This window comes from Segetibacter sp. 3557_3, from assembly GCF_004354985.1.
In the GTDB taxonomy this organism is placed as follows: Bacteria; Bacteroidota; Bacteroidia; order Chitinophagales; family Chitinophagaceae; genus Segetibacter.
In genome coordinates this window covers 142516-167127 of sequence record NZ_SMSK01000016.1, presented here as the reverse complement: position 1 = coordinate 167127, position 24612 = coordinate 142516, and the positions used below count along the sequence as shown (strand labels likewise).

Below are 24612 nucleotides of genomic sequence, written 5' to 3'. Positions count from 1 at the left end.
TAACTTGTGTCATAGGGTCTCTGTTTTTAAAGTGATTGATTATTCCTTAACTCAATTTACACTTTTACAGGACCCTTTTTTATTTACAAGTCTCCCGCATCTCATACATGAGACCTTGTGCAGTTGTGGTTTTTTCGGCCGATGGGGTTTGGGTAATTAGGGTATTGGGTATTGAGGTATTGGGTATTGGGGTATTAGGTTGATCAGTTGATAAGTTGATTGGTTGGGAAAGAAAGTTGAATGGTTGATAAGTTGATTGGTTGACTGGTTGAGCTCCCGACGTTTGTGAGGTATAGGGTATTGAGGTTTTGAGGTATTGAGTTGATTGAGGTATTGAGTTGATTGAGGTATTGAGTTGATTGAGGTATTGAGTTGATTGGTTGATAAGTTGATTGGTTGATAAGTTGATTGGTTGATAAGTTGATTGGTTGATAAGTTGATTAGTTGACTCGTTGCACTCCTGACGTCTGTGAGACTTTTGACTTTTGACTTTTTACTTTTGACTTTTTACTTTTGCCTTTTGACTTTTGACTTTTGCCTTCTTACATTTTACATTTTGCATTGAAATGTCGAATAGCGGTTTGCCATACAAAGGAGTGACACCCGTCCGAACGGAATTCATCCGGGCGGGCAACGATGTCGCAGCGAGGTTCTCCCGCCGGCTACAAAAGCTGATCTTCAAAGACCGATCCTGTTCGTGGATGTTGGATTAACGGCTTTAGCTTCCAAATGCAAGAAGCTTAGTCGAAGCAAGTGTGCTTAGTTGTGCAATGAAACCTTTTTTCATTTTGAATTTTGAATTTCTAATTCTCTTTTAGAACTCAACAATCAACCCGATGGTCGGTGTAACCTGTGCGTCGTTGTTTTGCAACAACAGGGGTATGGCATTGCTTGCATCGGGTTTTACCGCTGCGCCATCGGTGGTGAGAAAAGCTGTATTGGTTGCATTCCGCTGAAAAGTGTATTGCGGGTAACCCGGGCTTTTCGCCGCATACCAGTTGGAGATATCGATAAAGGCATCAAGGGTCAGCCGCCTTAAGTTCCACTTTTTGTCTATACGCAAATCCGATGCGTTAAACGCATTTAACCGGCGGGTGTTTAGTTGACTATAATCCAGGCGCCCCGTTCCAAGTGATAAATAGTTCAGCCGCGATAGTGCTTCATCGAAAGGTGTGTAGGGTGCACCACCCTGGTAACGGAACTTAAGTCCGAGTTCCCAATTGCGGCCCAGCTTATAACCGGTAGTAATGCTTAGCAAATGGTTGTTCTCCCAGGCACTTGGGATCAACACCCCGTTTGCACCGCTGTACCGGCTTTTGAACCAGGTATAAGATAAAATTCCAAAAAGCTTGCGCGTGAGTTTTTGCTGTGCAAAAAATTCAAAACCATAAGCACGTCCCTTACCGGTGCTGTTAACGGCCTCATTGCCCAACACACTAAAATCGCCCCCAAGGTTCGAGAGCGAAATACCATCCCGTACGGATACCGGCACTCCCGCATACGTTTTGTAAAAGCCTTCCAGCGTAAACCGAAGCGCGTCGTAAGGTAGAAATTCAATTCCCGTTACATAATGATCGCTGCGGGTATAAGATGCATTTTTGTTCACGAGGGTGCCATTATTATCGGCAAATCCTAAGATGGTGTACGGCGGAATTTTATAGTATCGTCCAATCGAACTGTTCAAGGTCCATTTTGGCGCAAATACAAAAGAAAACGAAAAGCGTGGCGACAGGGTTTTTGCGAGGTTCGCGCCATCATTGGTAAACGAGTTGCCATCCGTACGCAAGCCGGCACTAATGCCCAGGCGTTCCTCAAAAAACCGCTTTCCCGCCTGTATAAAACCGCCGTAACGAACAAAGCTTTTAGCGGTGAGGTAAAATTGATGGTCACTGCGGGCTGAACCACTTGCCCGTTTTCATCAAGGATCTCTTTTCGCAGCCTGTTGAAGGTGGTATTGTTATAATCCACCAACTGCCCCATCACACCATAAGCCACTCTCCAGCCTGAAAAGTTCTTGTTGACTTCTACACGAAGTTTGTTCTCCACTTCCTGCGACTGCACACGCAACACCCGCTCAGCTTCCGATGGCAGCCTGTTGTTTTCAAACTTGTTCAGTTGATTGTCCAACATGTTGCGGCTAAGCGTTACACTCAGGTAACCATTATTGAGCTGTTGCCGTAATGCGGCGCCGACGGTATAGCTCCACTGATCAATGGAAGGGTTAGAATTGAGCACATACAACTTTTCCGGGGTAGCGGTTTTGGGCTCTGCAAAGGAAAATTCGTCGATTGCGCCAACTCCCAGGAAAGTGAGGGTTGCTTTTTCGGAAAGGCGATGGGTGACCTTGAATTGAAAATCCCAATAGTTCGGGCGAATGGGCAGGTCGATGGCCTGGAAAAGGAACTGCAGGTACGAACGCCTGGCTGATGCCAGGAAGGTTGTTCGTTCCTTTGTGATCGGCCCTTCAAAAGTGGCGGCCACTTCGGTAGCGCTAAGTCGGAAGTTACCCTGCACCCTGTTGGGGTTGCCGGTTTTCTGCCGAAACTGGAATACAGAAGATAGGGCATTATCGTGGCGCGCCTCAAAAGCGGAGGTATTCAGTTTCACATCTTCAATAAACGAAACGTTTAATATACCTGTGGGACCACCGGCGCTGCCCTGTGTAGCAAAGTGGTTAATCACCGGTACCTCGATACCGTCGAGGTAAAAGACGTTTTCATTTGGTGCACCGCCGCGAATGACGATGTCGTTGCGAAAGCTGCCAACGCTGCCCGATGTTCCGCCAACGCCCGGAAGCGTTTGTATAACCCGGCTGATGTCGAAGTTGCCGCCAGGGTTGCTGCGGATTTCTTCCGCCGTGAGCCGTTGTACAGAAAGCGGGCTTTCCAGGGTTGCCGCCTGCGCGGTACGCCTGTTGGTGGTTACGGTAACTCCGGCAAGTTGTTGCTTTTGTGGTTCCAACTCCACTAGCGCGGTCGCCTCGTTCCCCGAAGTAATTACCAGGTTATACAGCTTATTCTCCGTATAGCCGATGGCCGTAACCGTTAGCGTATAGCTGCCAAAATCCAGGTTGGAAAAAGTAAACCGGCCGAGTGAGTCGGTTGAACCCGCCGCTCCGCCCGATAAGGCCACGGTAGCCCCGGCGATTGGTCTTAACGTGCTGCGATCGGTAACAGTGCCGGTTAGTCTACCTGAAGATTGCGCAAACAGCAGCTGGGAAGCAGAAACAAGCAGCAACAGGAGTAACATTTTACTTAGGTTCATAGTACCGGATTTGGCGAATAAACAAACAAGTTCGGGAAAGGTTGGGGATTGGGGATTGAGGTATTGAGGTATTGGGTATTAAGGTAGGGAAGTTGAGAGGTTGAGAGGTTGACCGGTTGAGAAGTTGATTGGTTGATAGGTTGATAAGTTGACTGGTTGAGAGGTTGATTAGGTGATAAGTTGATAAGTTGAGAGGTTGATAGTTTGATTGGTTGATTTTAAAGAGGTATTAGGGTATTGAGGTATTGGGTATTAAGGTATTAAGGTATTAAGGAAAAAAGTTTCTCCGTTGATAGCTTGCTAATTTGAAGGTATTAGATACTAAGTACGAACAGTAGATAACCTGAATGGTTTGCGGGTTGATACTTGTGTCTTCTGATGGTGTGAGTTTTACTTTATCCTTTTGGCACTTTAGCGTTTTGCATTTTACATTTTTCATTGTTGTTACTTTTGACTTTTGATTTTTGACTTCTCACTTTTTGCTACTTTCACCATTACCTTAAAAAACGCATATGAGACCAAAACTACAAAGCACCTGGGCTTTGCTTTTTATGCTTGTACCCATGTTGGTGTTTAGCCAGACAAGGCAGATATCCGGCACCGTTGCAGGCGAAAACGGCAACCCACTTCCCTCCGCAACCATTATTCAAAAAGGCACCACCAAAGGAGTATCAGCAAACGAAAGTGGGCAATTTTCCCTTTCTGTTTCCGGCGATAACCCCATCCTGGTTGTTTCCTCCACCGGGTATAACAACACGGAAGTTGTTATCGGTACCCAGGCAAACTACAATATTGTATTGACCTCATCCGGTCGGCTCGACGAAGTGGTGGTAACCGCCTTAGGCATAAGCCGCAGCCAAAAGTCGGTTGGTTATGCCACCCAAACGGTAAGGGGTGAAAACCTGACCCTCACCAAAGAACAAAACGTGATTGGCTCCCTGGCCGGTAAAGTTTCGGGTGTACAGGTGGTGGGCTCTTCCGGTGCAAGCCTGGGCGGCACACAGAAGATTAAGATAAGGGGTGTAAATTCACTTAACGGCAACGACCAGCCGCTGATGGTGGTTGACGGAACACCTATTTCGAACGCAAACTATGGTGGCAGCAATGGTAATGGTCCCGACCTCGGCAACATCGCACAGGACATCAATCCCGACGACATCGAGTCGGTAAGTGTGCTAAAAGGACCTGCAGCTTCGGCATTGTATGGCCTCAGGGGGCAATATGGTGTAATCCTGATTACGACAAAAAAAGGTAAAAAGGGCCCGAAGAAAGTAGGTGTTCAGTATAGTGGCGCCTACAGCATCGAAAAAGCCGGCAACTTTTTACCCCTTCAGAATATTTACGGTGTGGGTAATAATCAAACCTTCTTAACACTTGCAAACGGCGAAAAGTACGTCAACGGTAACGATGAAAGCTGGGGACCAAAAATGGACGGCACACCGGTGCGGATGTACTACAGCTTTTACCCACAGGATCCCGAATTTGGCAAACCCACACCATTTCTACCGCAACCCAATAATATAAGGGACTACTTCGAAACGGGCAGCAACCTTAATAACAACATTTCCGTTTCTGGTGGCAGCGAAAACATGACCTATAAGCTAAGCTACAACAATGCACAGATCAAAGGGGTCATGCCAAATACCTCGCTTATCCGCAACAACCTTTCGCTAAATACTTCACTTGATGTTACGTCTAAACTAACCGTTGGGGCAAACGTCAACCTTGCAAGTAACCGCGCCGTGCGGCCTTCCCAGGGATACCAGGGAACCGCGACCGGCCAGGTGCAATGGTTTCAGCGCAACATTGATATGAAAAGGTTGCGGAACTTTCGCTATCCCGATGGCACCATCCTGAACTGGAACGTAAATCCAAATACAACTACCGGTATCATCACCAACAACAGGCCGAGCGATTGGAACAATCCCTATTTCGATGCTTATGCAAACAGCAACGACGACAACCGCGATCGTATGTTTGGCGACCTCAACCTGAACTACCAGGTTATACCCGAGCTCAGGTTAAGCGCCTTTATGCGGGCGGATATGTTTACCCAAAACATTTCGCACAGGGAAGCCTTCGGTGGCCGGCTCGACGAAGGATATGCGGTTGGCAAATTCCAGGCTAAAGAATTCAACTATGAGTTCCTTGGTCAATACAATAAGGTTTTTGGGGAAGTGTCGGTGAATGTGAATGTGGGCGCAAATAAATACACTGTGAATACGACAGCTGTTAGCGGCTCAACCGTGGGCGGTCTTTCAAGCCCGGCATTTTACAGCCTGGCTGGTTCTGTTGCTCGGCCAAACCTTTCAAGCGCTATTCGCAACAAGGAAATCAGGAGTGTGTACGGAATGGCCTCTCTTGGCTACAAAGACATCTATTTCCTGGATGCCTCTATCCGGAACGACGTTTCTTCCGCCTTACCGGTTAACAACAACTCCTACTCCTACCCTTCCGTGTCGGCAAGTATCGTATTCAGCGAATTGCTCAACCTTAAATTTCTTTCGTTCGGAAAACTGCGCGGAAGTTATGCGGTTGCCGGCGGTGACCTATCGCCATACCAAACCGGAAGCTCCTTTAACATTGGTACCGTTTATACCGGAACGGCAAGTACCATCAACACGCTTAGCGTTCCGGATGTATTGAACAACCCTGACATCAAACCTTCATTTGGTAAAGCATGGGAGGCTGGTGTTGATCTGCGTTTCCTAAATAATCGCGTTGGCCTCGATGTATCCCTATACCGGCAACGAAATGTAAACCAGATTATATCACTTGACGTATCGGGTGCCAGCGGTTACTCATCAACAGTAGTTAATGCGGGCATGATCGAGAACAGAGGGGTAGAACTGTCGCTAAACGCCAGGCCGGTTGACACCAAATTTTTTACCTGGAACACCACCTTAAATTACGCCCGCAACAGGAGCCTGGTAAAAGAGCTTTACCCTGGTATCAACGTTTACCAACTGGATGCAAATGTGTATTCAAGCGTTCCCATTTTCCTGAATGCAGCAGTAAACGAACCGTTTGGCAGTCTTGTGGGCCAGGCTTACCTGCGCGATGTTAAAACAGGCAAAATCATGCTTGACGCGGCAAACCTGCCTATGTTCGAAACCAACCATAATTTCGGATCGGTGCTGCCCGACTTTACGGGTGGATTTCTGAACAACTTTCGCCTGGGCAATTTCACCCTTGCAGCGTTTATCGATTTCCAAAGTGGTGGACAATTTTTCAGCTGGACAAAAATGCTGGCCGTTAAATCTGGCCAGGCAGAAGAAACCGCAGCCCTAAACGACAAAGGATCCAATGTGCGCGATCCGTTGGCAAGTGGTGGTGGTGTCAAAGTAGAAGGTATATCATCTGCCAGCGGCCAGGAAGTAACTGCTTACGTGGACGCCCGTTCTTATTTCAGGAATACTATTGGTACCCGTATTTACGAAGAGTGGCTTTTCGATGCCTCCTACGTAAAACTTCGCGAAGTAAGTTTAGGTTATACTTTCAACAGCAAGTTGTTCAAAGGCACACCTATCAAATCCACCAGGCTCGCTTTAATTGCCCGTAACCCAAAAATGCTTTGGCAAAAAGCACCCCGCGGTCTTGAGCCATCAGAATTGTCATCAGGCAGCGGCTCCATCAGCTGGCTCGAAAAGGGAGAGTTCCAGACCGTACGGTCTTATGGGGTAAGTTTAAACGTGTCATTCTAATAACATAACCATGATCAACATATATAAATCTTTAGCAATTCTTATAACGGGGGTAACGCTGGCGACAGGTTGTAAAAAGTACGACGGCAGCATGAATGTTGACCCTAACCGGCCGACGAAAGCCTCCGGTACACAGCTGATTGCAAACAGCGAAATGTTTTTACCTGATATCAGTTCCTCTCCATTTGGGGTACACTATCCGCAATACCTATCCAATACGTCTTTCCCGGATAATTCGAGGTATACAACGGTAAACTTTAATTTTTACGGGCTTTACACGGGGCCGTTGATGAACCTGGAGACGGTACTTACGTCAACACTCGACGCAAATGAAGGACCGGTAGTTAACCAGGTTGCCGTAGCAAAAATTTTGAAAGCCTTTTTCTACTGGCATATGACAGATCGTTGGGGCGACATACCCTACAGCGAAGCGCTGAAGGGTAAAAATAATTTCACCCCTAAATACGATAAACAACAGGATATCTACAATAGTCTTTTTACCCTGTTGGATGAAGCAAATGCTGCTATCGTAACAGGAAACATCAAAAACGATATCATATATAATGGTGACATGACCAGGTGGAAAAAACTGGCAAATACCATCCACCTCTTGATGGCTTTGCGGCTTTCGAAAGTTGACCCGGTGAAAGGTGCCGCTGAATTCAATAAATCCGTGACAAACGGTGTGATGACCGCCAATACCGACAACTTCGCGTACCCTCACCTTGCTGATCCGGCAAATGAAAATTACTGGTACAATTCATTCACCCGTTTGGGCCGTAACTGGTTTGCCGTAAGCAAGCCCATTGTTGACTACATGCGCCCTTTAGACGACCCGCGCCTGCCCGTATTTGCAAATAAAAATACTGCCGGCAATTATGTTGGGTTGGACTATGGTTTGCCTGGTTCAACCACTGTGGTGATCAACAACTTTTCATTGCTGGGTTCGGGATTGCGTATGCAAAATTCTCCCGTTTACCTGGTTACCTATGCCCAATCCCTTTTTGCAAGAGCTGAGGCTGCAAAGCTTGGCTGGATCGCGGGTGGGGATGCGGTTGCGAAAACAAACTACGACCTTGCCATAGAGCAATCGGTTCGCCAATGGAACAACAATGACATCAGTGGATTGCCCCTCTTCAGAGCCAAACCGGAAGTGCAATATGATCCTGCAAACGCGATAAAACAAATCGCCAACCAGCGTTGGGTACACCTGTTCTTAAACGGATACGAAGCCTGGGCAGAATGGAGAAGAACCGGCTACCCTGAACTTGTTGCCGCACCGGGAGCAAACGGAAATAAAATTCCACGCAGGGAGGGATATCCCGTTCAGGAACGGGCAAACAATACGGCCAACTACAATGCGGCTGTGGCTGCCTTTCCCTATGGTGGTACGGACGACCTGAATGCTAGGGTATGGTGGGATAAGTAAATTCATGAAGATTGATTTTGAGCCGGGTACAGGAATAGCTGTTACCCGGCTTTTTCTTGGGATTACTGTTGCCGTCACCGATTACCAACGGAGAAAAGCGAAGGATTTACGAGCCCGGTGGAAATGTTATCAGTCAAACATTAGCAATGTGATCTCTGTTGCGCCATAACTGGGTTCTGCATCTAAAACTCTATAGCAGCTCTCCAGGCGGATCATAGATAAATTATTATTGAATGCTATTTCAATTAGAATAAGTTTATATACTTTTATAGCTGCCTTTTTACCTGGCGCATTTTTACAACCTGGAAAGGCGACTACTTAGTACTGTCCTGGTCACCCGCGGCATACCGGGTAGGGCATGTGCGCATGTTAAAATACAACGGGGACTTCGCTATTCTTCTTATTTTGCAAGTCATCTACATCGTTTTTTTTGTACCGCGGCATTTTGCTATAAAGTTGAGTTTGTGAGTAAAACAATGATTAACATCGAATCCGAACTAAGCACCATCTTACCCGTTAACCGAATAAGGTCGCGGTATATCGACGTTATTTCATTTGCTTCCGATGCTGGCTTTTACTACCTCGTACCCAAAGCAGTTGTGCAACCCGTTAATGAAAGCGAGATCGCTGCATTGTTTCGTTTTTCGCAGCAATACCATATTCCACTTGTTTTTAGAACCGGTGGTACGAGCCTTTCGGGACAGGCGATTACCGATGGCATCCTGGTAGATCTGAGCCAGTTTTGGAACAGGATAACGGTTGAAGACGGGGGAAACATGGTTCGGGTTCAACCGGGGATTACCGGTGCGATGGTAAATGCTTATTTAAAAAAACACCGCAGGAAGATTGGTCCCGACCCTTCGAGTATCAGCGCTGCAATGATGGGTGGAATATTGTCGAACAATTCAAGCGGGATGTGCTGTGGAGTCATCTTAAATGCATACCATACCACCAAATACATCAGGTTTATACTGCCGGATGGTCGTACGTTCAACACAGAAAACCCATCTGACTACGAACGTTTCGAAAAGGACTGTACGGCCTTGTCCTCCTGCCTGGGTGAAATTAGTCAACAGGTTAGAAATGATCCAAAGCTCTATGATAAGATCAGGAAAAAATACCAGACCAAAAATACGGTCGGGTATGGGTTAAACGCATTTATCGATTACGAACATCCATTAGATATACTTGCCCACCTGCTTATTGGTGGAGAAGGAACCCTGGCATTTATTGCTGAAGCTGTATTGAACACAGTGCCCGATTATGCATTTAAGTCTACCGGGCTTTTATATTTTCCTACAATCTATGCTGCGTGCAAGGCAATTGTTCCGCTCACAAAGGCGGGTGCGCTGATGGTTGAGTTGATGGACAGGGCTTCGCTCCGCGCGGTAGAGCATATGCCCGGGATGCCGGCAATTGTTAAAACATTACCGGATGGGGCTTCGGCGTTACTGATCGAATTCCAGGAAAACAGCCGTGAAGAACTTGATGAAAGAGTAAACCGGTTCCTGGCATCCACGCCGGAACTTGAACTTTTTAATGCACCCGTTTTTACCAATGATCCGGCTGAACAGGAGTTTTTCTGGAAGGTGCGTAAAGGCCTGTTCCCAGCTGTGGGTGCTGTTCGGGCGAGCGGCACAACGGTAATCCTGGAGGACATCGCGTTCCCGGTTGAAATGCTTGGCGATGCAATTGTTGACCTGCAACAACTCTTTACGAAATACAACTATCACAACGCAATCATTTTTGGTCACGCCAAAGATGGCAATATCCACTTTGTGGTAACACAGTCGTTTAGTACCGAAGCCGAGATTAACAGGTATGACCAGTTTATGCGCGAAGTGGTAACCCTGGTGGTTTCGAAGTATGATGGCACGCTGAAAGCAGAACATGGAACCGGCCGCAACATGGCGCCCTTTGTTGAAACAGAATGGGGAGCCGAAGCGTACGAGATCATGAGAAAGATTAAGCTTGCTGTTGACCCGCATATGCTGCTGAACCCGGGCGTAATCATCAACAACGATCCATCGGTACACATCCGCAACCTTAAGGACCTGCCATCTGTTGAAGAAGAAGTTGACAGGTGTATTGAATGTGGTTATTGCGAGCACAAATGCCCCAGCCGCGATATCACCACCACACCGAGGAGAAGGATTGTAATCAGACGAGCACTAAAAAACCTTGAGGAGAGCGGCGACCGGGCTAATTATAAACTACTGCTCGACCAATACCAATACGATGGCCTGGATACCTGTGCTGTTGATGGCCTATGTGCAACAGCATGCCCGGTTGACATCAATACCGGTGACCTTGTTAAAAGATTAAGAAGAGAAAATCATTCCGCGGGTGCAAACAAATTGGCCGTAGCCGTCGCGCGAAACTTTAAGACGGTTGAGTGGGCCGCGCGGTTTGCAATCAGTGCAGGGAACGGGATGAACAGGGTATTTGGAAGGCAAACCATGTTCCGCCTGACCAAAGGCTTACAAAAGCTGACCCCTGCGATGCCGTTGTGGTCGGACCAGATCGGGCTTCCGCCAAAGTTTGATTACAAAGCTAAACACGCGGTAGCGACAGGATCCGCAGAAAGCAGGATTGTATATTTTCCTGCATGTATCTCAAGAATGATGGGAACATATGCAGGTAAAACTAAAAACCTGATTCAAACTTTCCTGAGTGTTTGCGAGAAGGCTTCAATCAACGTCAGCCTGCTTGAAAACGTTAGCGGGAGTTGCTGCGGGCAGATATTTTCGTCGAAGGGGTTTAAGGATGCATATCGTTTTACAGCGAACCAGGTTGTTGAGCGTATGTGGACCTCGAGTGAAGAAGGGAGCATACCGGTCGTGATAGATGTGAGCTCCTGTGCATACACCTTACATAACCTTCGGGGTGCCCTGGATCCTGAAAATCAGCAACGCTTTGACCGGTTAACCATACTGGACAGTGTGGAGTTTTTGTATGATATGGTGATTCCTTTTGTAGATGCGCGTTTTAAGAAGGACAGTATTGTACTGCACCCGGTTTGTTCACTCGAGAAAATGAAAACAGGAAAACAGTTCTTGAAGGTTGCGAATCATTTTGCAAATGAAGTAACGGTGCCGAAATACGCTGGCTGTTGCGGTATGGCTGGCGACCGCGGCTTTCTATTTCCCGAGTTAACAGCTTCAGCCACCAGGCCCGAAGCGCTTGAAGTGAGTGCCAGGAAGTTCGACGGCTACTACTCCTCTACCAAAACCTGCGAGATCGCCATGTCGGATGCGGTAAAAGAGAACTATGAGTCGATATTGTACCTCGTGGACGAATCACTTTAAGCAGCGAAGTATGCCGGACCAACCGTACAGGTGTTGTCACCTAACGCCCTTGCAGGTGTTGTCACCATTGCCGCACCTGCGGATGTTGTCACCCGCGGTAATCCCGCCGCCTCGTCCGCCAATGCAGGTGTTGTCACCTTGCCGCGCCTGCAGGTGTTGTCACCCACAGTAATCCCCGTCCAAGCAGGTGTTGTCACCTGCAGCTATCCTCGCCCCTGCGGGTGTTGTCACCTCATTTCAATAAGTGTGGAAGCATGGCCTTTTGCCAGATGGCATAACCGGCAGGTTTCATATGCAGCCGATCCTGCAGGAAAAGTTCTTCACGCGTATTGCCGTTGGCATCAAGCATTGCCGTTTCCACATCAACAAAGCCGGTGTTTTTCTGCTTTTTCAAGAAAGCGCGGATCTGCCGGTTCGCCTCTTTCACTTTAGAAAAGATCTGCTGGCGGCTTGGACTAAGCTTCATGGCTACGAAGTCAATTTTTGTAACAGGCAGGTTTTGGCGGATGATTCCGAACAGGGTTTTAAAACGGAGAACAACCTCATCTACCGGAATGCTGTCACCGGATGCCAGATCGTTTTCGCCGCAATAAACCATCACCTGTTTGGGTTTGTACAGAAGAATAACGTCGTAAGCATAGCGAATAACATCTACCAGTGTAGAACCCCCAAAGCCACGGTTTAGAATAGGATAACCCGGGAGGTATTCATTTACGTCCTTCCACTTTTGAAACGAGGAACTTCCAACCAGCACAATGGGCCTCGAGCTGATGACCCTACTCGAGTCTTGCTTTTTAAATTCAACTATTTCTTTCCAGAAGGGAGGTGCTGTTTGTGCATGAAGCACGCCCTGTAGCAAGAGCAATAAGAGTAGTGGCAATAGTTTCATATGGTTGGCAATTTCGGATAGAAAGGTGAAATATCCTGAATTCAATAGCCACCATATAAATCATTTTACACCAGCACGCTAATGCTGCCTGCGCCCGACAGCTTACCCAACCAGCGCCAGAAGTCTGTCTACGGTTAGCCCTTCATAATCATCGATAACCAGGTGGGTATTGGCTAGTTCTTCAGGTGTGTGTGTGGTGGTAATACCAATAACTTTCATACCCGCACTTAACCCGGCCTGCACACCCGCCAGTGAATCTTCGATTACGATACACGCAGAAGGATCAATACCCAGCTTTTGGGCGGAATTCAGGTAGATTTCCGGATCAGGTTTTCCTGAAATAACATCGGTTGAATCCAGCAGCGCATCGAAGTATTCACGAATGGCAAGTGCATCCAGCACAAAATCCAAATTCGCCCTTGGCGCGGAGGTTCCCACGGCTGTTTTAATGTTAGCTGCTCTCAACTGCTGTAGAAAGGGAACAAGGTCTTTTACCGGTTCAATATCGGACTTGTATAGATCCCGGAATAGCGCCTCCTTCTCGTCGGCCCACACTTCCCCTTTCTCGGGTGTATAATCATCTTTAAATACATAAGGCATGATCTCCTTATTTGTACGACCATAGACATGGGTTTTCAACTCCTCATCACTTAGCGAAACCTCGTGTTCTTCAAAAAACTGTTCAAAAGCTTTTTTGTGATAAGGATTACTGTCTACAATAACCCCATCCATATCGAAAAGTACGGCTATGTTCATATACTTTGGTTAACCAGGGCGCGCTCATTTACCGGCGCTCCTGAATATTGTTTGCAACCCTTTTTGCAAACATCACACCATGTGTTGCTACCAACATACCAGCAATTGCAGCTGAAGCCCTATTAGGAGCTCAATTTAGGGTAAACCGTAAATCCTTATGCGTCCTTGTAGCAATCGTTTCAATATCAATTACAGGTGCAGTTCAGCCGCCGCGGTGGAACGGTTTTTTTTAGGCTATTAGCTACTAAAATCATTCGTTATGAAAATGTCCATTAAAGCGCTCGCTGTAGTATTCGCTTCGGGTATAATCGCCACATCGTGTAACAGCGGCTCAGACACGTCTGGCAATGCCGATAGCAGCACTGTTAAAACCAACGATACCGGTGCAGGTGCTGCAGACACCGGAACTGGTGCAATGAGCGGTATGAACACCGGTGGAAACCCAAACCAGGACGTTATCAATACCATGGTTACTAAAAACGACACTGAAATGGCCTGGTTGAAAGCGGGTATGAATAATGGTACAAATGCACAATTAAAGAGCCACGCCAAAATGATGCTTGCTGAACACCAGGCTTTAGGTAAAAAAGTAACTGCCCTGGTTCAGCAAAAAGGTCTTACCGCACCAACAGTTGATACCACAGGTGCAGTTACCCTTACAGAAGCAAAAGGTAAAGAATGGGACAAAGCGTGGACGGACAAAATGGTGGCTGAACACCAGGATTTGCTTGAAAAGCTAAACAGCGCCGAAACAACAGTTACGGACGAGGATCTTAAAAACATTGTAACGAGTACAAAGCCGGTGGTGCAAAAACACCTCGATATGGCTAAGGCGATGCAGGGGAAGATGTAAGTTTTTTTATACTGGTTAAAAAAAGGTTGCTGCTTAATTGGGGCAACCTTTTTGTTTTGAAGCAAGGCCATAAAGCCTGCTAATGGAATGTATAAGCTGGAAACAATGAACTTGAAGCGATCGGGTTTAAAAAACAAGTACTTTCGACCCATGCCGCTGGAACAGTATTCCAGCTAAACGGCACGGATAAGCCTGCAATATGACAGCAATTGGTAAACCGGATCTACGAACGGTGAATGTTACCCGTTATGTTACCCCTTTACGCGAGGGTGGATCGTTGCCGGCAATCGTGGAGGCCGACGACGACTTCTTGTATGTACTCAAGTTCCGTGGTGCAGGGCAAGGGGTAAAAACCCTGATTGCAGAACTGATATCCGGTGAGCTTGCACGTGCGATAGGGCTGAAAATTCCTGAAATTGTATTTGCTGTTATTGATGAGGCATTTGGGAGAACGGAACCGGATAAAGAGATACAGGATTTGCTTAAGGCGAGTGTTGGGCTTAACCTTGCCCTGCATTACCTGTCGGGTTCAATCACCTTCGACCCGGTGGTGAACAAAGTACCTGCTGAACTTGCTTCCAAAATTGTTTGGCTCGACTGCCTGATCACCAATGTTGACCGAACCGCCCGGAATACCAATATGCTTACCTGGAACCAGGAACTTTGGTTAATCGATCATGGTGCATCGCTGTATTTTCATCATTCCTGGCATAATGTGCAAGAGCAGGCGGGCCGTGCATTTACCCAGGTAAAGGATCATGTGCTATTGCCTTTTGCAAGTGAACTGGAGTCAGTAGATATCGCTTGTAAAGCAATATTGACGAGTGACCGGATCCGATCAATTGTTTCTGTAGTACCGGATAGCTGGCTATTGGATGAAAACAGCGAAAGCCCGGCAGAGAAAAGAGAGGTTTACATTGAATTTCTTGAACGCCGGCTTGCGCTTTCGGGAGAAATTATCAAAGCAGCAAATTATGCAAGAGAGACACTTGTTTGAATACGCCGTGATCCGGTTTATGCCACGGGTAGAAAGAGAAGAGTTTCTCAACGTTGGAATAATATTATTCTGCGCCTCAGAGCGTTTTTTACAAACGCGTTTTCACCTGGATCCCTCAAGATTACAATGCTTTTGTTCCGATACTAATTACAATGAAGTATTGCAACGTTTAAATGCCTTTGAGCAAATATGTGCCGGTGGAGCAGGCAGCGGACCGATTGGTAAATTCTCGCAGGCTTCAAGGTTTAGATGGCTCACGGCAGCAAGAAGTACGATCATTCAAACTTCTCCTGTGCACCCGGGCATGTGTAAGGATGCGGCAGCAACATTGGCGCGCTTATACACGCAACTGGTGTTGTAATAATACGGGAAACTTCTTTGAAGCCGGTTTTAATCAGCTCAATAGGATATCTACAAGTACAAGGGAGTGACACAACGATGCTCCATCAATGGGTAAAGCCAGGGCACAAAAAAACCCCCGATTGCTCAGGGGTTTCATACATTAAGTAATGATGCTAGTCGTGACCTTCCAGCTTCACTAATTTGTTATACAAGCCAAGCAAGAGGAATGGCGCGGGCCATTGACCAATGAATAAGCTTCTGTGCCTGTGGCCTGCAATCTGCAAACCAAGTGAAACAGCCATTGAACCTAATGCGGCCCACAGAAATACGTCAGACGGGATCTTTGCAGTTTGCTCTTCAATTGCCGTAGCAACTGGTCCTTCTTTGTGTTCGGGATTCAAATTAGTCGCCATAACTTTTGTTTTTAATGAATAATTGACTAATGCGTATTCAATATTCCTGCCATGTGTATTTGCCTGTTTACAATTTCTACATGGCAATGGATGAGGATCAATATAACAAAGTCATTCCTTTAAAGCTGTGGACTAATTGCATGGTTTGTTCAAAGTACTTTACACGAACCTCGCAACTTGTTGTACAGTACATACTTAAGAATTCCAATTGGGGATTATGCTTTACAATACTGAATATAATAGCCTTTACATAAAGCTGGGGCTGTGCATAAGTTGAGTTCCAGAACTGTAGAAGTTCATTCTCAATGAAGAAGGTGAACAACCCAGATTGTATAAAAAATCAACGGGCATAATAAAAGAACGATTATGCCTTTAAATCAGACGAGAAATGAGCGCCGAAAAAGAAAAGATGTTAGCTGGTGAGTTGTACAATGCCGGCGACCCCCAACTAATTACCGAACGCTTAAACTGCAGGCTGTTAATAAAAAAATTAAATGATAGTTCGCCCGAAGAAATGAGTTCAAGAGGAACAATACTTCGTTCACTTATTTGGAACCAGGGCGACAATCTTTGGATTGAACCACCTTTCTATTGTGATTACGGTTATAACATAAAAGTGGGCGACCGGGTGTTCTTTAATTTTAATTGCGTGCTGCTGGATGTAATGCAGATTACTATCGGGAACGACGTGCTGTTTGGGCCCGGTGTTCAGGTTTACACGGCGATGCACCCCATGAACTGGCAGGAAAGAGCAAGCGGAGTTGAATTTGCAAAACCAATAACGATAGGCTCAAACGTATGGATAGGTGGAGGCGCGGTTATCTGCCCAGGAGTAAGTATTGGTGACCGGTCGATTATTGGGGCGGGCAGCGTAGTCACGAAAGATGTTCCTGCGGATGTGGTGGCAGCAGGTAACCCATGTAAAACCATCAGGTCGTTGACCTGATGGTTAAGAGATTGATGTTTTACATTTTACCTGAAAAAGACCAGGTTTATGTGGGGCCTATTGGTGTTTGGTTAAACACCAACCGTACGGGTCTAGTTAACTAACAGGGTCAGGTCTATCCCTGCTTTTCAACAAGCCAGCCGGCACCTTTAGTTCACCCGTGGTTGAGTCGATCAAACCGTTTCTTTCGTCTTCGATATTTGTTGCCTGGGTATAAACATCGCCAGCAATTGGCCTGCTACGTAGCTCCTCCTTAAACAATTTAATTTGCTTTGTCCGCTCTTCTGAATCTTTTGGACCTCCGTACTCTACAAACCCAAAACCTCCCCACTCGCTTACTACGAGCGGCACTTGCCTGCGGTAGAAAAACGGGTCACCCACTACCAGCGGAAACGCCGCTACACCCACCATTTTGCCCGCAACAAGTTGATCAAGCATCTCCTTCCACCGCGTTAAGTCAGGGGTGTAGAGGTGGGCAGTTAAGAGGTCTGACTTAAGCCTGCCCTCGTGAGAAATATGTTGCCATCCATCGTTATCTACAACAAGAAACTGTGGATGAGCAATCTGCATGAAATGGTACATCTCAACAATGTAATCGCGGGTCTCCTTGTTCGTTGCGATGTCCTGCGCACCCCAGTCTTCATTGTACAGGCTCCAGATTACTACTGAAGGATGGGTTTCGATAAGCGACAGCATCCGCAGAAGTTCTGCCCGGTGGTTTTGCCTGCTTTTATGGTTGGACCTGTGGGGGCTGGGCACTTCCACCCAAAGCAACATACCCATGGAGTCGGCCAGGTTATATATACGTGGATCTACTCCGGCAATATGGATACGAACAAGGTTGCAACCGAGCTCCTTCATGGCATGCATATGAAGCCTTACCTCGTCGTAAGTAGCGTTACCCGGCTGATACAAAATACCATCGAGGTAAACCTTTTTGTTGTTCAGGTATACACAACAGCCGCGCGCCTCAATCTTTCTTAGCCCAAACTGTGTGACAATCTCAGAACTATAACCATTTTCATCGATGAGTTCAGCTACCAGCTTATACATATTTGGATGGGCGGGCGACCACAACTTTGCATCAGGCACTTCTATAACCAGCCGCTGCTGTTTTTGGCCTGCTTCAAGATTTAAAGGGAAGTCTGAAGTAGCCAGCTGTTTTGCTGATCCCTGTTTGCCGTCGTAAATCCGCAATCGTATTACATAATGACCGGGATCGTGTATACGGGTGGTTACAGTAAGGCGAACGAGGTTATCTTCAACAATGGAAACCACACCCACCCTGGAACGTAGCCTGTTGCGGTCAACCTGTTCGAGCCAGATGCTGCGAACGGCACCCGTGTAAGTTCGGTACCAGATGCCGCCACGTTTGTAAACGTGCGACTCCTGCTTTCCACGGGGAATATCGGCATCCATCGTATCAGCAATCCGCACGGTTACCCGGTTAACCGGCTTTAAGTTTGCCTCAGGAAGTTCGTATGAAAACGAAGTATATTCACCAACGTGCACCTCCTCCCCTTCAATCGTTTTTAGCAATACCCCGTTTAGCCATACCATGGTTTCGTAACCACATGCGCCAAAGGTTAGCTGAACCATTCCATGGGGCGACCCGTTGCCATTCACCAATTGTGGTAAGGGAAAGGTGCGTTCATACCACGCAACCACCTTATCGCTCCATGCGTTTCCGGCTGACTGCCCCTTTGCTTCAGTTATGTGATCCTCTATAGACCCGGGCCAATTCGCCGTATGTTGATATTCGTGGGAAAGGTGCCAACATTCCTGTATCCCCTTGTCATCAATATCCAGCGAAAAATTCCATTCGCCATCAAGTAGTATTGGGGCTGCTGATCGTAAAACCGCGCGGGGAAGTGGATTTACAAAAATCTCACTCCCGTTTTCTTCTTTAGATTCCGACGTGCTGTAATTAACTTGTTGTTCACTCATATGGATGTTCAAGTTTTGTAGGTTGATCGTTAGCCTGGGTGAAAAAATGCAGAACTATTTGACATTCATGGGCTGCAATAACGATTCCAACTCAGGGCAAGTCCTTTACTTTTACAAAAACTTTCAAAATGTGTTCACGGTTTTAGCTGTTAAGTTAAATTGGCTTATAGTTCGCCTGCTGTTAACTTTATTAAATATTCAAATACAGGCGTATGGCAGAAGGGAGAAAAGCGTGGCAGGACAAATTACATTCAATCATTTACGAGGCTGACACCGTTTACGGGAAAGCATTTGACGTGAGTTTATTGGTGTTGATTGTGGCCAGTATTGTTGTTGTTATGTTAGACAGCATCCCTTCTATTCACGCAGAATATGGAAATACATTATGGATCACCGAATGGGTCTTCACGATGTTGTTTACCATAGAGTATGTACTCAGGCTGGTTAGTATTGCACGGCCATCGAAGTATGTGGTAAGTTTTCTTGGCGTAATTGACCTGCTGGCAATTATTCCGTCCTATCTCAGCATCCTGTTTGTGGGTGCGCAATCCTTACTTGTTTTACGTGCGCTCCGGTTGCTCCGCATTTTTCGCATCTTCAAACTTAACCACTACCTCACTGAGATGCAGTTTCTTGGTCATGCAGTAAGGGGAAGTGCCAGAAAGATCAGCATCTTCATGCTAATCGTTCTGGCACTTGTTATTATCCTTGGATCCGTGATGTACCTGGTAGAAAAAGGTGAAAATGGATTTACCAGCATACCCGACAGTATTTACTGGGCTATCGTAACCATCACCACCGTTGGCTATGGTGATATCTCGCCCACAACACCGTTTGGTAAATTTGTTGCCAGTATCATCATGTTGATGGGTTATGGCATCATTGCCGTGCCGACCGGAATTCTAACCACCGAGATGGCACTGGCCGTAAAAAAACGGGAGCACTCAAGCCAGTCGTGCCCTTCCTGCGGAAGAGAAGGTCATGAGAAAGAAGCACGTTTTTGCAAGTTCTGCGGTTCTAAATTGTAACGGTCGTTGCACTGTTCCTTCTTTAATGCAAACTCCGCAGCATCGCGCTGTTTATACAACTCACCGAACATTGGCGGTCATCATGCCATGGCAACCGATTAAGCGGGTTATTGATGCCCTGCCAGACGCCGGGGACAAAGCTTCCTGAGCTTAACTACACTGAACCGCCAGGAAACAATGGTCTTGCAACCTCGCGAAATGGCCATGGAACAGTAACCAGGATAATAATCATTGCAACCAGAAATAACCAAAAAGAACGCCTGTGCTTGGTAGCATCGTTCACTTGCTTACGCCCAACACCTTTACCAATGGTGATGAGGATGATTGCAATCAGCATCCCGGTAATATGCTCAATTGCCCAAAACCGGTATACACTATCTTTCATTACCCCGCCCATTCCCAGGTTTTGTATGTTTTGGAGTCCCCATGGTCCGGCGATCCACTGGTATAAACCCACCAACAACATAATGTGCGCAGCTATCATTAGAAATAGCGCAACCCTGCTGTCACCTTTGCCATAGGGCCGTGTGCCGGAAAGTCCACGAATGGCATTGATGATTGCAAGAAACAATAAAACAATAACAACCCAACGACCCAGATTGTGTAAGTGCACGAGACCCTGATACATATGATAGCTTTTGATAAGGGCCAAAAATAATGAATAATTTCTCCGGCCGCCGAGTTGCCTAAGCAAGGATGATAGCTTCGGACTTATTTTACCCAGTCGGCGATGAATAAGTTCGTGTCCCGGGTTCCCCCGTTATTGCGATTACTCGAGAAAACAATTTTCTTTCCGTCGGGACTGAACATGGGGAAAGCATCGAAACCTCCGTCGCGACTAACCTTTTCTAACCTGGAGCCGGTAAAATCAGTAAGGTACATGTTGAAAGGAAACCCTCTGGGATATTCCGAATTGCTGCAAAAGATAATTCCTTTGCTATCTGCCGTAAAATTCGGTGCCCAATTAGCTTTACCCAGGTGCGTTACCTGAGAGGTATTGCTTCCATCGGCATCTGCGATGAACACTTCGAGGTTTGTTGGCGCAACAAGTCCCTCGGAAAGCAGTTGTTTATATTCAGCAAGCTCCTGCCCGGGTGCAGGACGGCTCGCACGCCACACCACTTTTTTACCATCCGGACTAAACCAGGCACCTCCGTCGTACCCCGGCGTGTTAGTAAACCTTTTTTCTTTGCCGGTTTGCAAATCCATGACATATAGATCGAGATCACCTTCTTTATCGCTGCAATAAATCATCTGTTTACCATCCGGAGAAAGGGTTGCTTCAGCGTCATACCCCTTTGCAGTTGTCAATTGTTTTACGATTTTGCCGTCGATTGTTGCAAGAAATATGTCGTATGTATTGTACAGTGGCCACAAATACCTGTTTCCATATTTAGCACGGTCAGGTTGCGGCGGACAGCTGTCCGAACCAAGATGTGTAGAAGCATAGATGAGGTGCTTACCATCAGGAAGGAAATAAGCGCAGGTTGTTCTACCCTTTCCCGAACTCAACATCCGGTATTCAAATTTGTCGCCTGTTTTCTGCGGAACCTTACCAACGAAGATCTGGTCGCAATGAATTTCCTCAGCTGCATTGGTTCGCTGAAAAACAAGGTACTTACCGTTGGCGCTCCAGTACGCTTCTGCATTGTCGCCGCCAAACGTAAGTTGTTGCACGTTGGTGAAATGTTTTTCGCCAGGGTAGAGCAAGGTATCTGAAACGTTGATGGAGGCTTGTTGGGAACAAATACGGTTACTAAATGCGAGCACGCAGGCAAACAAAATAAAAATGGGTAACTGCATTGGTTTTGGGTAAAAGTATTGTTGAAATAAGTTGCAGGGGTCAGATATTCGTCATAAACCAAACCTTACCATATATTTTTGCCGCATGAAAACTTTTTGGTTTGCCGCAGTTCTGTTGACTATGTTGTCGGCTTGCACTGATCAACGGAACAACAATGCAGCGGACCGGTCTACGGAGGAGCAAAGAGCTCTTGTTGTTGCACTACAGGAACAAGTTAAACAATACCCCGACAGCGCGGGTGCCAGGATGCGGCTGGTAAATGCAATGGACAGCCTGGGCATGTACAAGGAGGCCATTGCACATACTGACAGCATGATCATTCGGGACAGTTTGAATAACGGACTCTGGTTCGCAAGGGGCCAGTTGCAGGAGAGTAATGAAGACACCCAACAAGCCATAGAAAGCTACCGTAAAGCGATCAGTATTTACCCCTCGGTAGAGTCTCAGCTTAGCCTTGCCAATCTTTATGCAGAACGTGCAGATCCCCGCGCGCTGGCAATCTGCACCAATGTTGCTAAGATGGGCCTGGGCCGCGAAAGCGATGCGCACTCGTCCTTCATAGCCGGGGTTTATTACGCCCGCAAGGGAGATGCTGCAAGGGCCGATAGCCTATTCGACCAGTGCATCAACAACGATTATACTTACATGGAAGCCTACATGGAAAAAGGGTTTATTCGTTACGATTCAAAGGACTACCCTTCGGCCTTACAGGTGTTCCAACGCGCCATAACGGTAAACAATACTTATGCCGATGCCTATTACTGGCAAGCGAAAACATACGAGGCCATGGGTAACAAGCAGGAAGCCATTCTAAACTACCAGCGTGCGCTTGGTTTGGATAAGAACCTTTCCCAGGCGAGGGCAGCATTGACTAAGCTGGAATAAGTGCCGGCCTTTTACTCGATAGCTGGCATGCCGCATGCTTATTGCCCGCATGGTAGCCGAATGTATAAATTTACCAACGATAGCATCTCTTTTCTGCTGTTACCGGGTACACGGCAACCAGTTGGTAAAACAACAACCGCATGAGTTAAGGGATTACTTTTGCACCTGCATTACCAAATCATCCCTTATTAAAACATTAGCCTGATGCCATTGATCGCTCCGTCTCTACTTGCCGCCAACTTCCTGCACTTGCAAGATGAATGCAACATGCTCAACGCAAGCCAGGCCGACTGGTTTCACCTTGATGTAATGGACGGCAGGTTTGTACCAAACATCAGTTTCGGGCTCCCGGTGATCGAACAGATCACAAAAACAACCACCAAATTTTGCGATGTACACCTGATGATACTCGAACCGGAGAAGTACACGGAGGCATTTTGTATTGCCGGTGCGAATAACATAACCGTTCACCTGGAAGCCTGTACCCACCTACATCGCAATATTCAACAAATTAAAAGCCTGGGAATGACAGCCGGGGTGGCCTTAAATCCCCATACCGGGGTAGGCTTGCTTGCCGACATCCTGCACGACATTGATGTTGTTTGCCTGATGAGTGTGAATCCGGGCTTTGGTGGCCAGCAATTTATACTCCACACCCTGGAAAAAATCAGACTGTTGAGGAAAATGATCGATGAAAAAGGATTGCCGGTAAAAATTGAGATTGATGGTGGGGTTACACTAGATAACGCTTACGAAATTGTAAACGCAGGCGCTCATGTGCTGATCGCAGGGAATACGGTATTTAAAGCAAAGGATCCCATTGAAACCATTGCAAAGCTGAAAGCGATCAAGTAATTTTTTGTACCACTCCCGGAGCCGTCTCTAAACTGAACCCCTGATGCAGATCTTCAGCCAGACGGGGCAGGAAAAGTAAAATGCCTGCCCCGGCAATTGGGGCAGTCATTAGTTATGCAGGAAAACGACCGGGAAATTGCCGCTGCTTTCGAAATCAACGTTGAAGAGTTAAAAATCAGTTGCCAGGCCCACAGACTCCCAATTATCAAGATCTTTTTGTACCCACTCCAGCTTGCCCTTAGCCCGCTCTATTGCCGACTTACCCAACAACAACCGAAGCGGCGGATCAGCGCTTTCAATAACCTTCAATACTGCCTGTGCCCCTTTTACCGGATCGCCTGGTTGAGCACCACTGATACTGTTTACCATATGGATGACCTTACCCGAGGTTTCGTTGTAAGCATCAATTTTTTGTCGTGTAAAGTGCATTGATCCGCCGGCCCAATTTGTTCGGAAAGGTCCGGGTTCTACAATGGTTACTTTAATGCCAAGCGGTTTCACTTCAAGGTATAAGGCTTCACTCATTCCTTCAAGTGCATGTTTGCTCGCATTGTATAATGCAAGCCCGGGTGAACCAGTGAGGCCTGCTATCGATGAAAATTGAACAATATGCCCCTGTCCTGCTTCGCGCATAACGGGTAGTACTGCCTGGGTAACCGCCAGCGCGCCAAAAAAGTTGGTTTCCATTTGTGCCCTGGCCTCCTCCATCGAGGTTTCTTCAACGGCACCCATAAGGCCATATCCCGCATTATTAACCACAACATCCAGGCGACCGAAACGGTTAACCACGGCAGAGATGACTTCTTTTACGCTGTCATGATCATTTACGTCAAGTACATAACCGAATGTGTTACCCGGAGAAATTGCATCCACTTCGGCCGTTTGGGCCTGTTGCCTTACAGTGCCAATCACCGTGTTTCCGGCGATAGCCGCTTCCTTTGCCAATTCGCGACCAAAACCTGAGGATACCCCGGTAATGAAGATGATCTTGTTCATACGTATTAGATGTGCATTAAAATGTTCGACAAAGATGGCTGTACAGAAAGCGTTTTCCAAATAAAAAGGGGCTTGAAACAGAAAGTAGCCGGAAGGCCGAAATGCGACAGAATTTCACAACAAATTCACAACCTGTGTATAACAAATAATGATTTAATTCGCCACCATTGCATTAAATTTGGATAAGCCAAAAGCA

Annotated in this window: 19 protein-coding genes and 1 pseudogene; 11 read left to right on the top strand and 9 right to left on the bottom strand. The window is 46.8% G+C overall.

What is annotated here, in order from left to right:
* Window positions 1–814 precede the first annotated feature (814 nt).
* The gene (locus EXU57_RS25455) at window positions 815–1804 is read right to left on the bottom strand and encodes a TonB-dependent receptor domain-containing protein (protein WP_410528416.1); all 990 of its coding nucleotides are present in this window, start codon (window positions 1802–1804) and stop codon (window positions 815–817) included.
* Between the two features lie 791 nt (window positions 1805–2595).
* Window positions 2596–3249 (bottom strand): annotated as a pseudogene (locus EXU57_RS25945) (carboxypeptidase regulatory-like domain-containing protein); the annotation flags it as partial.
* A 527-nt stretch (window positions 3250–3776) separates the two neighbouring features.
* Here EXU57_RS25945 and EXU57_RS20025 point away from each other — a divergent pair.
* The 4 genes from EXU57_RS20025 to EXU57_RS20015 all read left to right on the top strand — a co-directional run bounded on the left by EXU57_RS20025 (window position 3777) and on the right by EXU57_RS20015 (window position 11705).
* The gene (locus tag EXU57_RS20025; protein WP_133270032.1) at window positions 3777–6968 is read left to right on the top strand and encodes a SusC/RagA family TonB-linked outer membrane protein; all 3192 of its coding nucleotides are present in this window, start codon (window positions 3777–3779) and stop codon (window positions 6966–6968) included.
* Between the two features lie 10 nt (window positions 6969–6978).
* Window positions 6979–8397, top strand: coding sequence for a SusD/RagB family nutrient-binding outer membrane lipoprotein (locus tag EXU57_RS20020; protein ID WP_133270031.1), 1419 nt, complete (start codon window positions 6979–6981; stop codon window positions 8395–8397).
* A gap of 4 nt (window positions 8398–8401) precedes the next feature.
* Window positions 8402–8566, top strand: a complete 165-nt coding sequence (locus EXU57_RS25220) for a hypothetical protein (protein ID WP_165958213.1) — start codon at window positions 8402–8404, stop codon at window positions 8564–8566.
* A gap of 307 nt (window positions 8567–8873) precedes the next feature.
* Window positions 8874–11705, top strand: coding sequence for an FAD-binding and (Fe-S)-binding domain-containing protein (locus EXU57_RS20015; RefSeq protein ID WP_133270030.1), 2832 nt, complete (start codon window positions 8874–8876; stop codon window positions 11703–11705).
* 232 nt (window positions 11706–11937) lie between these two features.
* Here the strand turns inward: EXU57_RS20015 and EXU57_RS20010 are convergent, their stop codons facing one another.
* Complete coding sequence (locus EXU57_RS20010) at window positions 11938–12594, bottom strand: GDSL-type esterase/lipase family protein (RefSeq protein WP_133270029.1); 657 nt, start codon at window positions 12592–12594, stop codon at window positions 11938–11940.
* A gap of 102 nt (window positions 12595–12696) precedes the next feature.
* Complete coding sequence (locus EXU57_RS20005; RefSeq protein WP_133270028.1) at window positions 12697–13350, bottom strand: HAD family hydrolase; 654 nt, start codon at window positions 13348–13350, stop codon at window positions 12697–12699.
* A gap of 259 nt (window positions 13351–13609) precedes the next feature.
* Between EXU57_RS20005 and EXU57_RS20000 the strand changes: the two genes are divergently transcribed.
* From EXU57_RS20000 to EXU57_RS19990, 3 genes are all read left to right on the top strand, one after another.
* Window positions 13610–14203 (top strand): DUF4142 domain-containing protein, encoded by a 594-nt coding sequence (locus EXU57_RS20000; protein WP_133270027.1) that lies wholly within the window; start codon window positions 13610–13612, stop codon window positions 14201–14203.
* 199 nt (window positions 14204–14402) lie between these two features.
* A complete protein-coding gene (locus tag EXU57_RS19995; protein ID WP_133270026.1) occupies window positions 14403–15200 on the top strand; it encodes a HipA family kinase in 798 nt (265 codons plus the stop codon).
* Complete coding sequence (locus EXU57_RS19990) at window positions 15178–15561, top strand: DUF3037 domain-containing protein (RefSeq protein WP_133270025.1); 384 nt, start codon at window positions 15178–15180, stop codon at window positions 15559–15561. Before EXU57_RS19995 ends, EXU57_RS19990 begins: the two co-directional genes overlap by 23 nt.
* 154 nt (window positions 15562–15715) lie before the next feature.
* On the opposite strand, the gene EXU57_RS19985 is transcribed toward EXU57_RS19990, so the two are convergent.
* Complete coding sequence (locus EXU57_RS19985) at window positions 15716–15955, bottom strand: hypothetical protein (protein ID WP_133270024.1); 240 nt, start codon at window positions 15953–15955, stop codon at window positions 15716–15718.
* Window positions 15956–16343: 388 nt separating this feature from the next.
* Between EXU57_RS19985 and EXU57_RS19980 the strand changes: the two genes are divergently transcribed.
* Window positions 16344–16901, top strand: coding sequence for a sugar O-acetyltransferase (locus EXU57_RS19980; RefSeq protein ID WP_133270023.1), 558 nt, complete (start codon window positions 16344–16346; stop codon window positions 16899–16901).
* A gap of 96 nt (window positions 16902–16997) precedes the next feature.
* On the opposite strand, the gene EXU57_RS19975 is transcribed toward EXU57_RS19980, so the two are convergent.
* On the bottom strand, window positions 16998–18848 hold the full coding sequence (locus tag EXU57_RS19975) for a glycoside hydrolase family 2 protein (protein ID WP_133270022.1): 1851 nt from the start codon (window positions 18846–18848) through the stop codon (window positions 16998–17000).
* A gap of 212 nt (window positions 18849–19060) precedes the next feature.
* Between EXU57_RS19975 and EXU57_RS19970 the strand changes: the two genes are divergently transcribed.
* Window positions 19061–19876, top strand: coding sequence for an ion transporter (locus EXU57_RS19970; protein ID WP_133270021.1), 816 nt, complete (start codon window positions 19061–19063; stop codon window positions 19874–19876).
* 154 nt (window positions 19877–20030) lie between these two features.
* On the opposite strand, the gene EXU57_RS19965 is transcribed toward EXU57_RS19970, so the two are convergent.
* Together EXU57_RS19965 and EXU57_RS19960 are read right to left on the bottom strand one after the other, a co-directional pair.
* The gene (locus tag EXU57_RS19965; RefSeq protein WP_133270020.1) at window positions 20031–20504 is read right to left on the bottom strand and encodes a hypothetical protein; all 474 of its coding nucleotides are present in this window, start codon (window positions 20502–20504) and stop codon (window positions 20031–20033) included.
* 83 nt (window positions 20505–20587) lie between these two features.
* Window positions 20588–21679 carry a TolB family protein gene (locus tag EXU57_RS19960; RefSeq protein WP_133270019.1) on the bottom strand — a complete coding sequence of 364 codons (1092 nt, stop codon included), beginning with the start codon at window positions 21677–21679 and terminating at the stop codon, window positions 20588–20590.
* An 85-nt stretch (window positions 21680–21764) separates the two neighbouring features.
* Here EXU57_RS19960 and EXU57_RS19955 point away from each other — a divergent pair, with 85 nt between their 5' ends.
* Window positions 21765–22565, top strand: a complete 801-nt coding sequence (locus EXU57_RS19955) for a tetratricopeptide repeat protein (RefSeq protein ID WP_133270018.1) — start codon at window positions 21765–21767, stop codon at window positions 22563–22565.
* Window positions 22566–22769: 204 nt separating this feature from the next.
* Window positions 22770–23420 (top strand): ribulose-phosphate 3-epimerase, encoded by a 651-nt coding sequence (rpe, locus tag EXU57_RS19950; RefSeq protein WP_133270017.1) that lies wholly within the window; start codon window positions 22770–22772, stop codon window positions 23418–23420.
* A 168-nt stretch (window positions 23421–23588) separates the two neighbouring features.
* On the opposite strand, the gene EXU57_RS19945 is transcribed toward rpe, so the two are convergent.
* Window positions 23589–24416 carry an oxidoreductase gene (locus EXU57_RS19945; protein WP_133270016.1) on the bottom strand — a complete coding sequence of 276 codons (828 nt, stop codon included), beginning with the start codon at window positions 24414–24416 and terminating at the stop codon, window positions 23589–23591.
* Window positions 24417–24612: the final 196 nt, after the last annotated feature.

Bases quoted from the DNA above. Each gene is read 5' to 3' on its own strand.
- EXU57_RS19945 (WP_133270016.1), bottom strand. From the start codon at position 24,416: ATGAACAAGATCATCTTCATTACCGGGGTATCCTCAGGTTTTGGTCGC.
- rpe (WP_133270017.1), top strand. From the start codon at position 22,770: ATGCCATTGATCGCTCCGTCTCTACTTGCCGCCAACTTCCTGCACTTG.
- EXU57_RS19985 (WP_133270024.1), bottom strand. From the start codon at position 15,955: ATGGCGACTAATTTGAATCCCGAACACAAAGAAGGACCAGTTGCTACG.
- EXU57_RS19970 (WP_133270021.1), top strand. From the start codon at position 19,061: ATGGCAGAAGGGAGAAAAGCGTGGCAGGACAAATTACATTCAATCATT.
- EXU57_RS19960 (WP_133270019.1), bottom strand. From the start codon at position 21,679: ATGCAGTTACCCATTTTTATTTTGTTTGCCTGCGTGCTCGCATTTAGT.
- EXU57_RS19955 (WP_133270018.1), top strand. From the start codon at position 21,765: ATGAAAACTTTTTGGTTTGCCGCAGTTCTGTTGACTATGTTGTCGGCT.
- EXU57_RS19975 (WP_133270022.1), bottom strand. From the start codon at position 18,848: ATGAGTGAACAACAAGTTAATTACAGCACGTCGGAATCTAAAGAAGAA.
- EXU57_RS20000 (WP_133270027.1), top strand. From the start codon at position 13,610: ATGAAAATGTCCATTAAAGCGCTCGCTGTAGTATTCGCTTCGGGTATA.
- EXU57_RS20010 (WP_133270029.1), bottom strand. From the start codon at position 12,594: ATGAAACTATTGCCACTACTCTTATTGCTCTTGCTACAGGGCGTGCTT.
- EXU57_RS20005 (WP_133270028.1), bottom strand. From the start codon at position 13,350: ATGAACATAGCCGTACTTTTCGATATGGATGGGGTTATTGTAGACAGT.
- EXU57_RS20025 (WP_133270032.1), top strand. From the start codon at position 3,777: ATGAGACCAAAACTACAAAGCACCTGGGCTTTGCTTTTTATGCTTGTA.
- EXU57_RS19980 (WP_133270023.1), top strand. From the start codon at position 16,344: ATGAGCGCCGAAAAAGAAAAGATGTTAGCTGGTGAGTTGTACAATGCC.
- EXU57_RS20020 (WP_133270031.1), top strand. From the start codon at position 6,979: ATGATCAACATATATAAATCTTTAGCAATTCTTATAACGGGGGTAACG.
- EXU57_RS25220 (WP_165958213.1), top strand. From the start codon at position 8,402: ATGAAGATTGATTTTGAGCCGGGTACAGGAATAGCTGTTACCCGGCTT.
- EXU57_RS19965 (WP_133270020.1), bottom strand. From the start codon at position 20,504: ATGTATCAGGGTCTCGTGCACTTACACAATCTGGGTCGTTGGGTTGTT.
- EXU57_RS20015 (WP_133270030.1), top strand. From the start codon at position 8,874: ATGATTAACATCGAATCCGAACTAAGCACCATCTTACCCGTTAACCGA.
- EXU57_RS19990 (WP_133270025.1), top strand. From the start codon at position 15,178: ATGCAAGAGAGACACTTGTTTGAATACGCCGTGATCCGGTTTATGCCA.
- EXU57_RS19995 (WP_133270026.1), top strand. From the start codon at position 14,403: ATGACAGCAATTGGTAAACCGGATCTACGAACGGTGAATGTTACCCGT.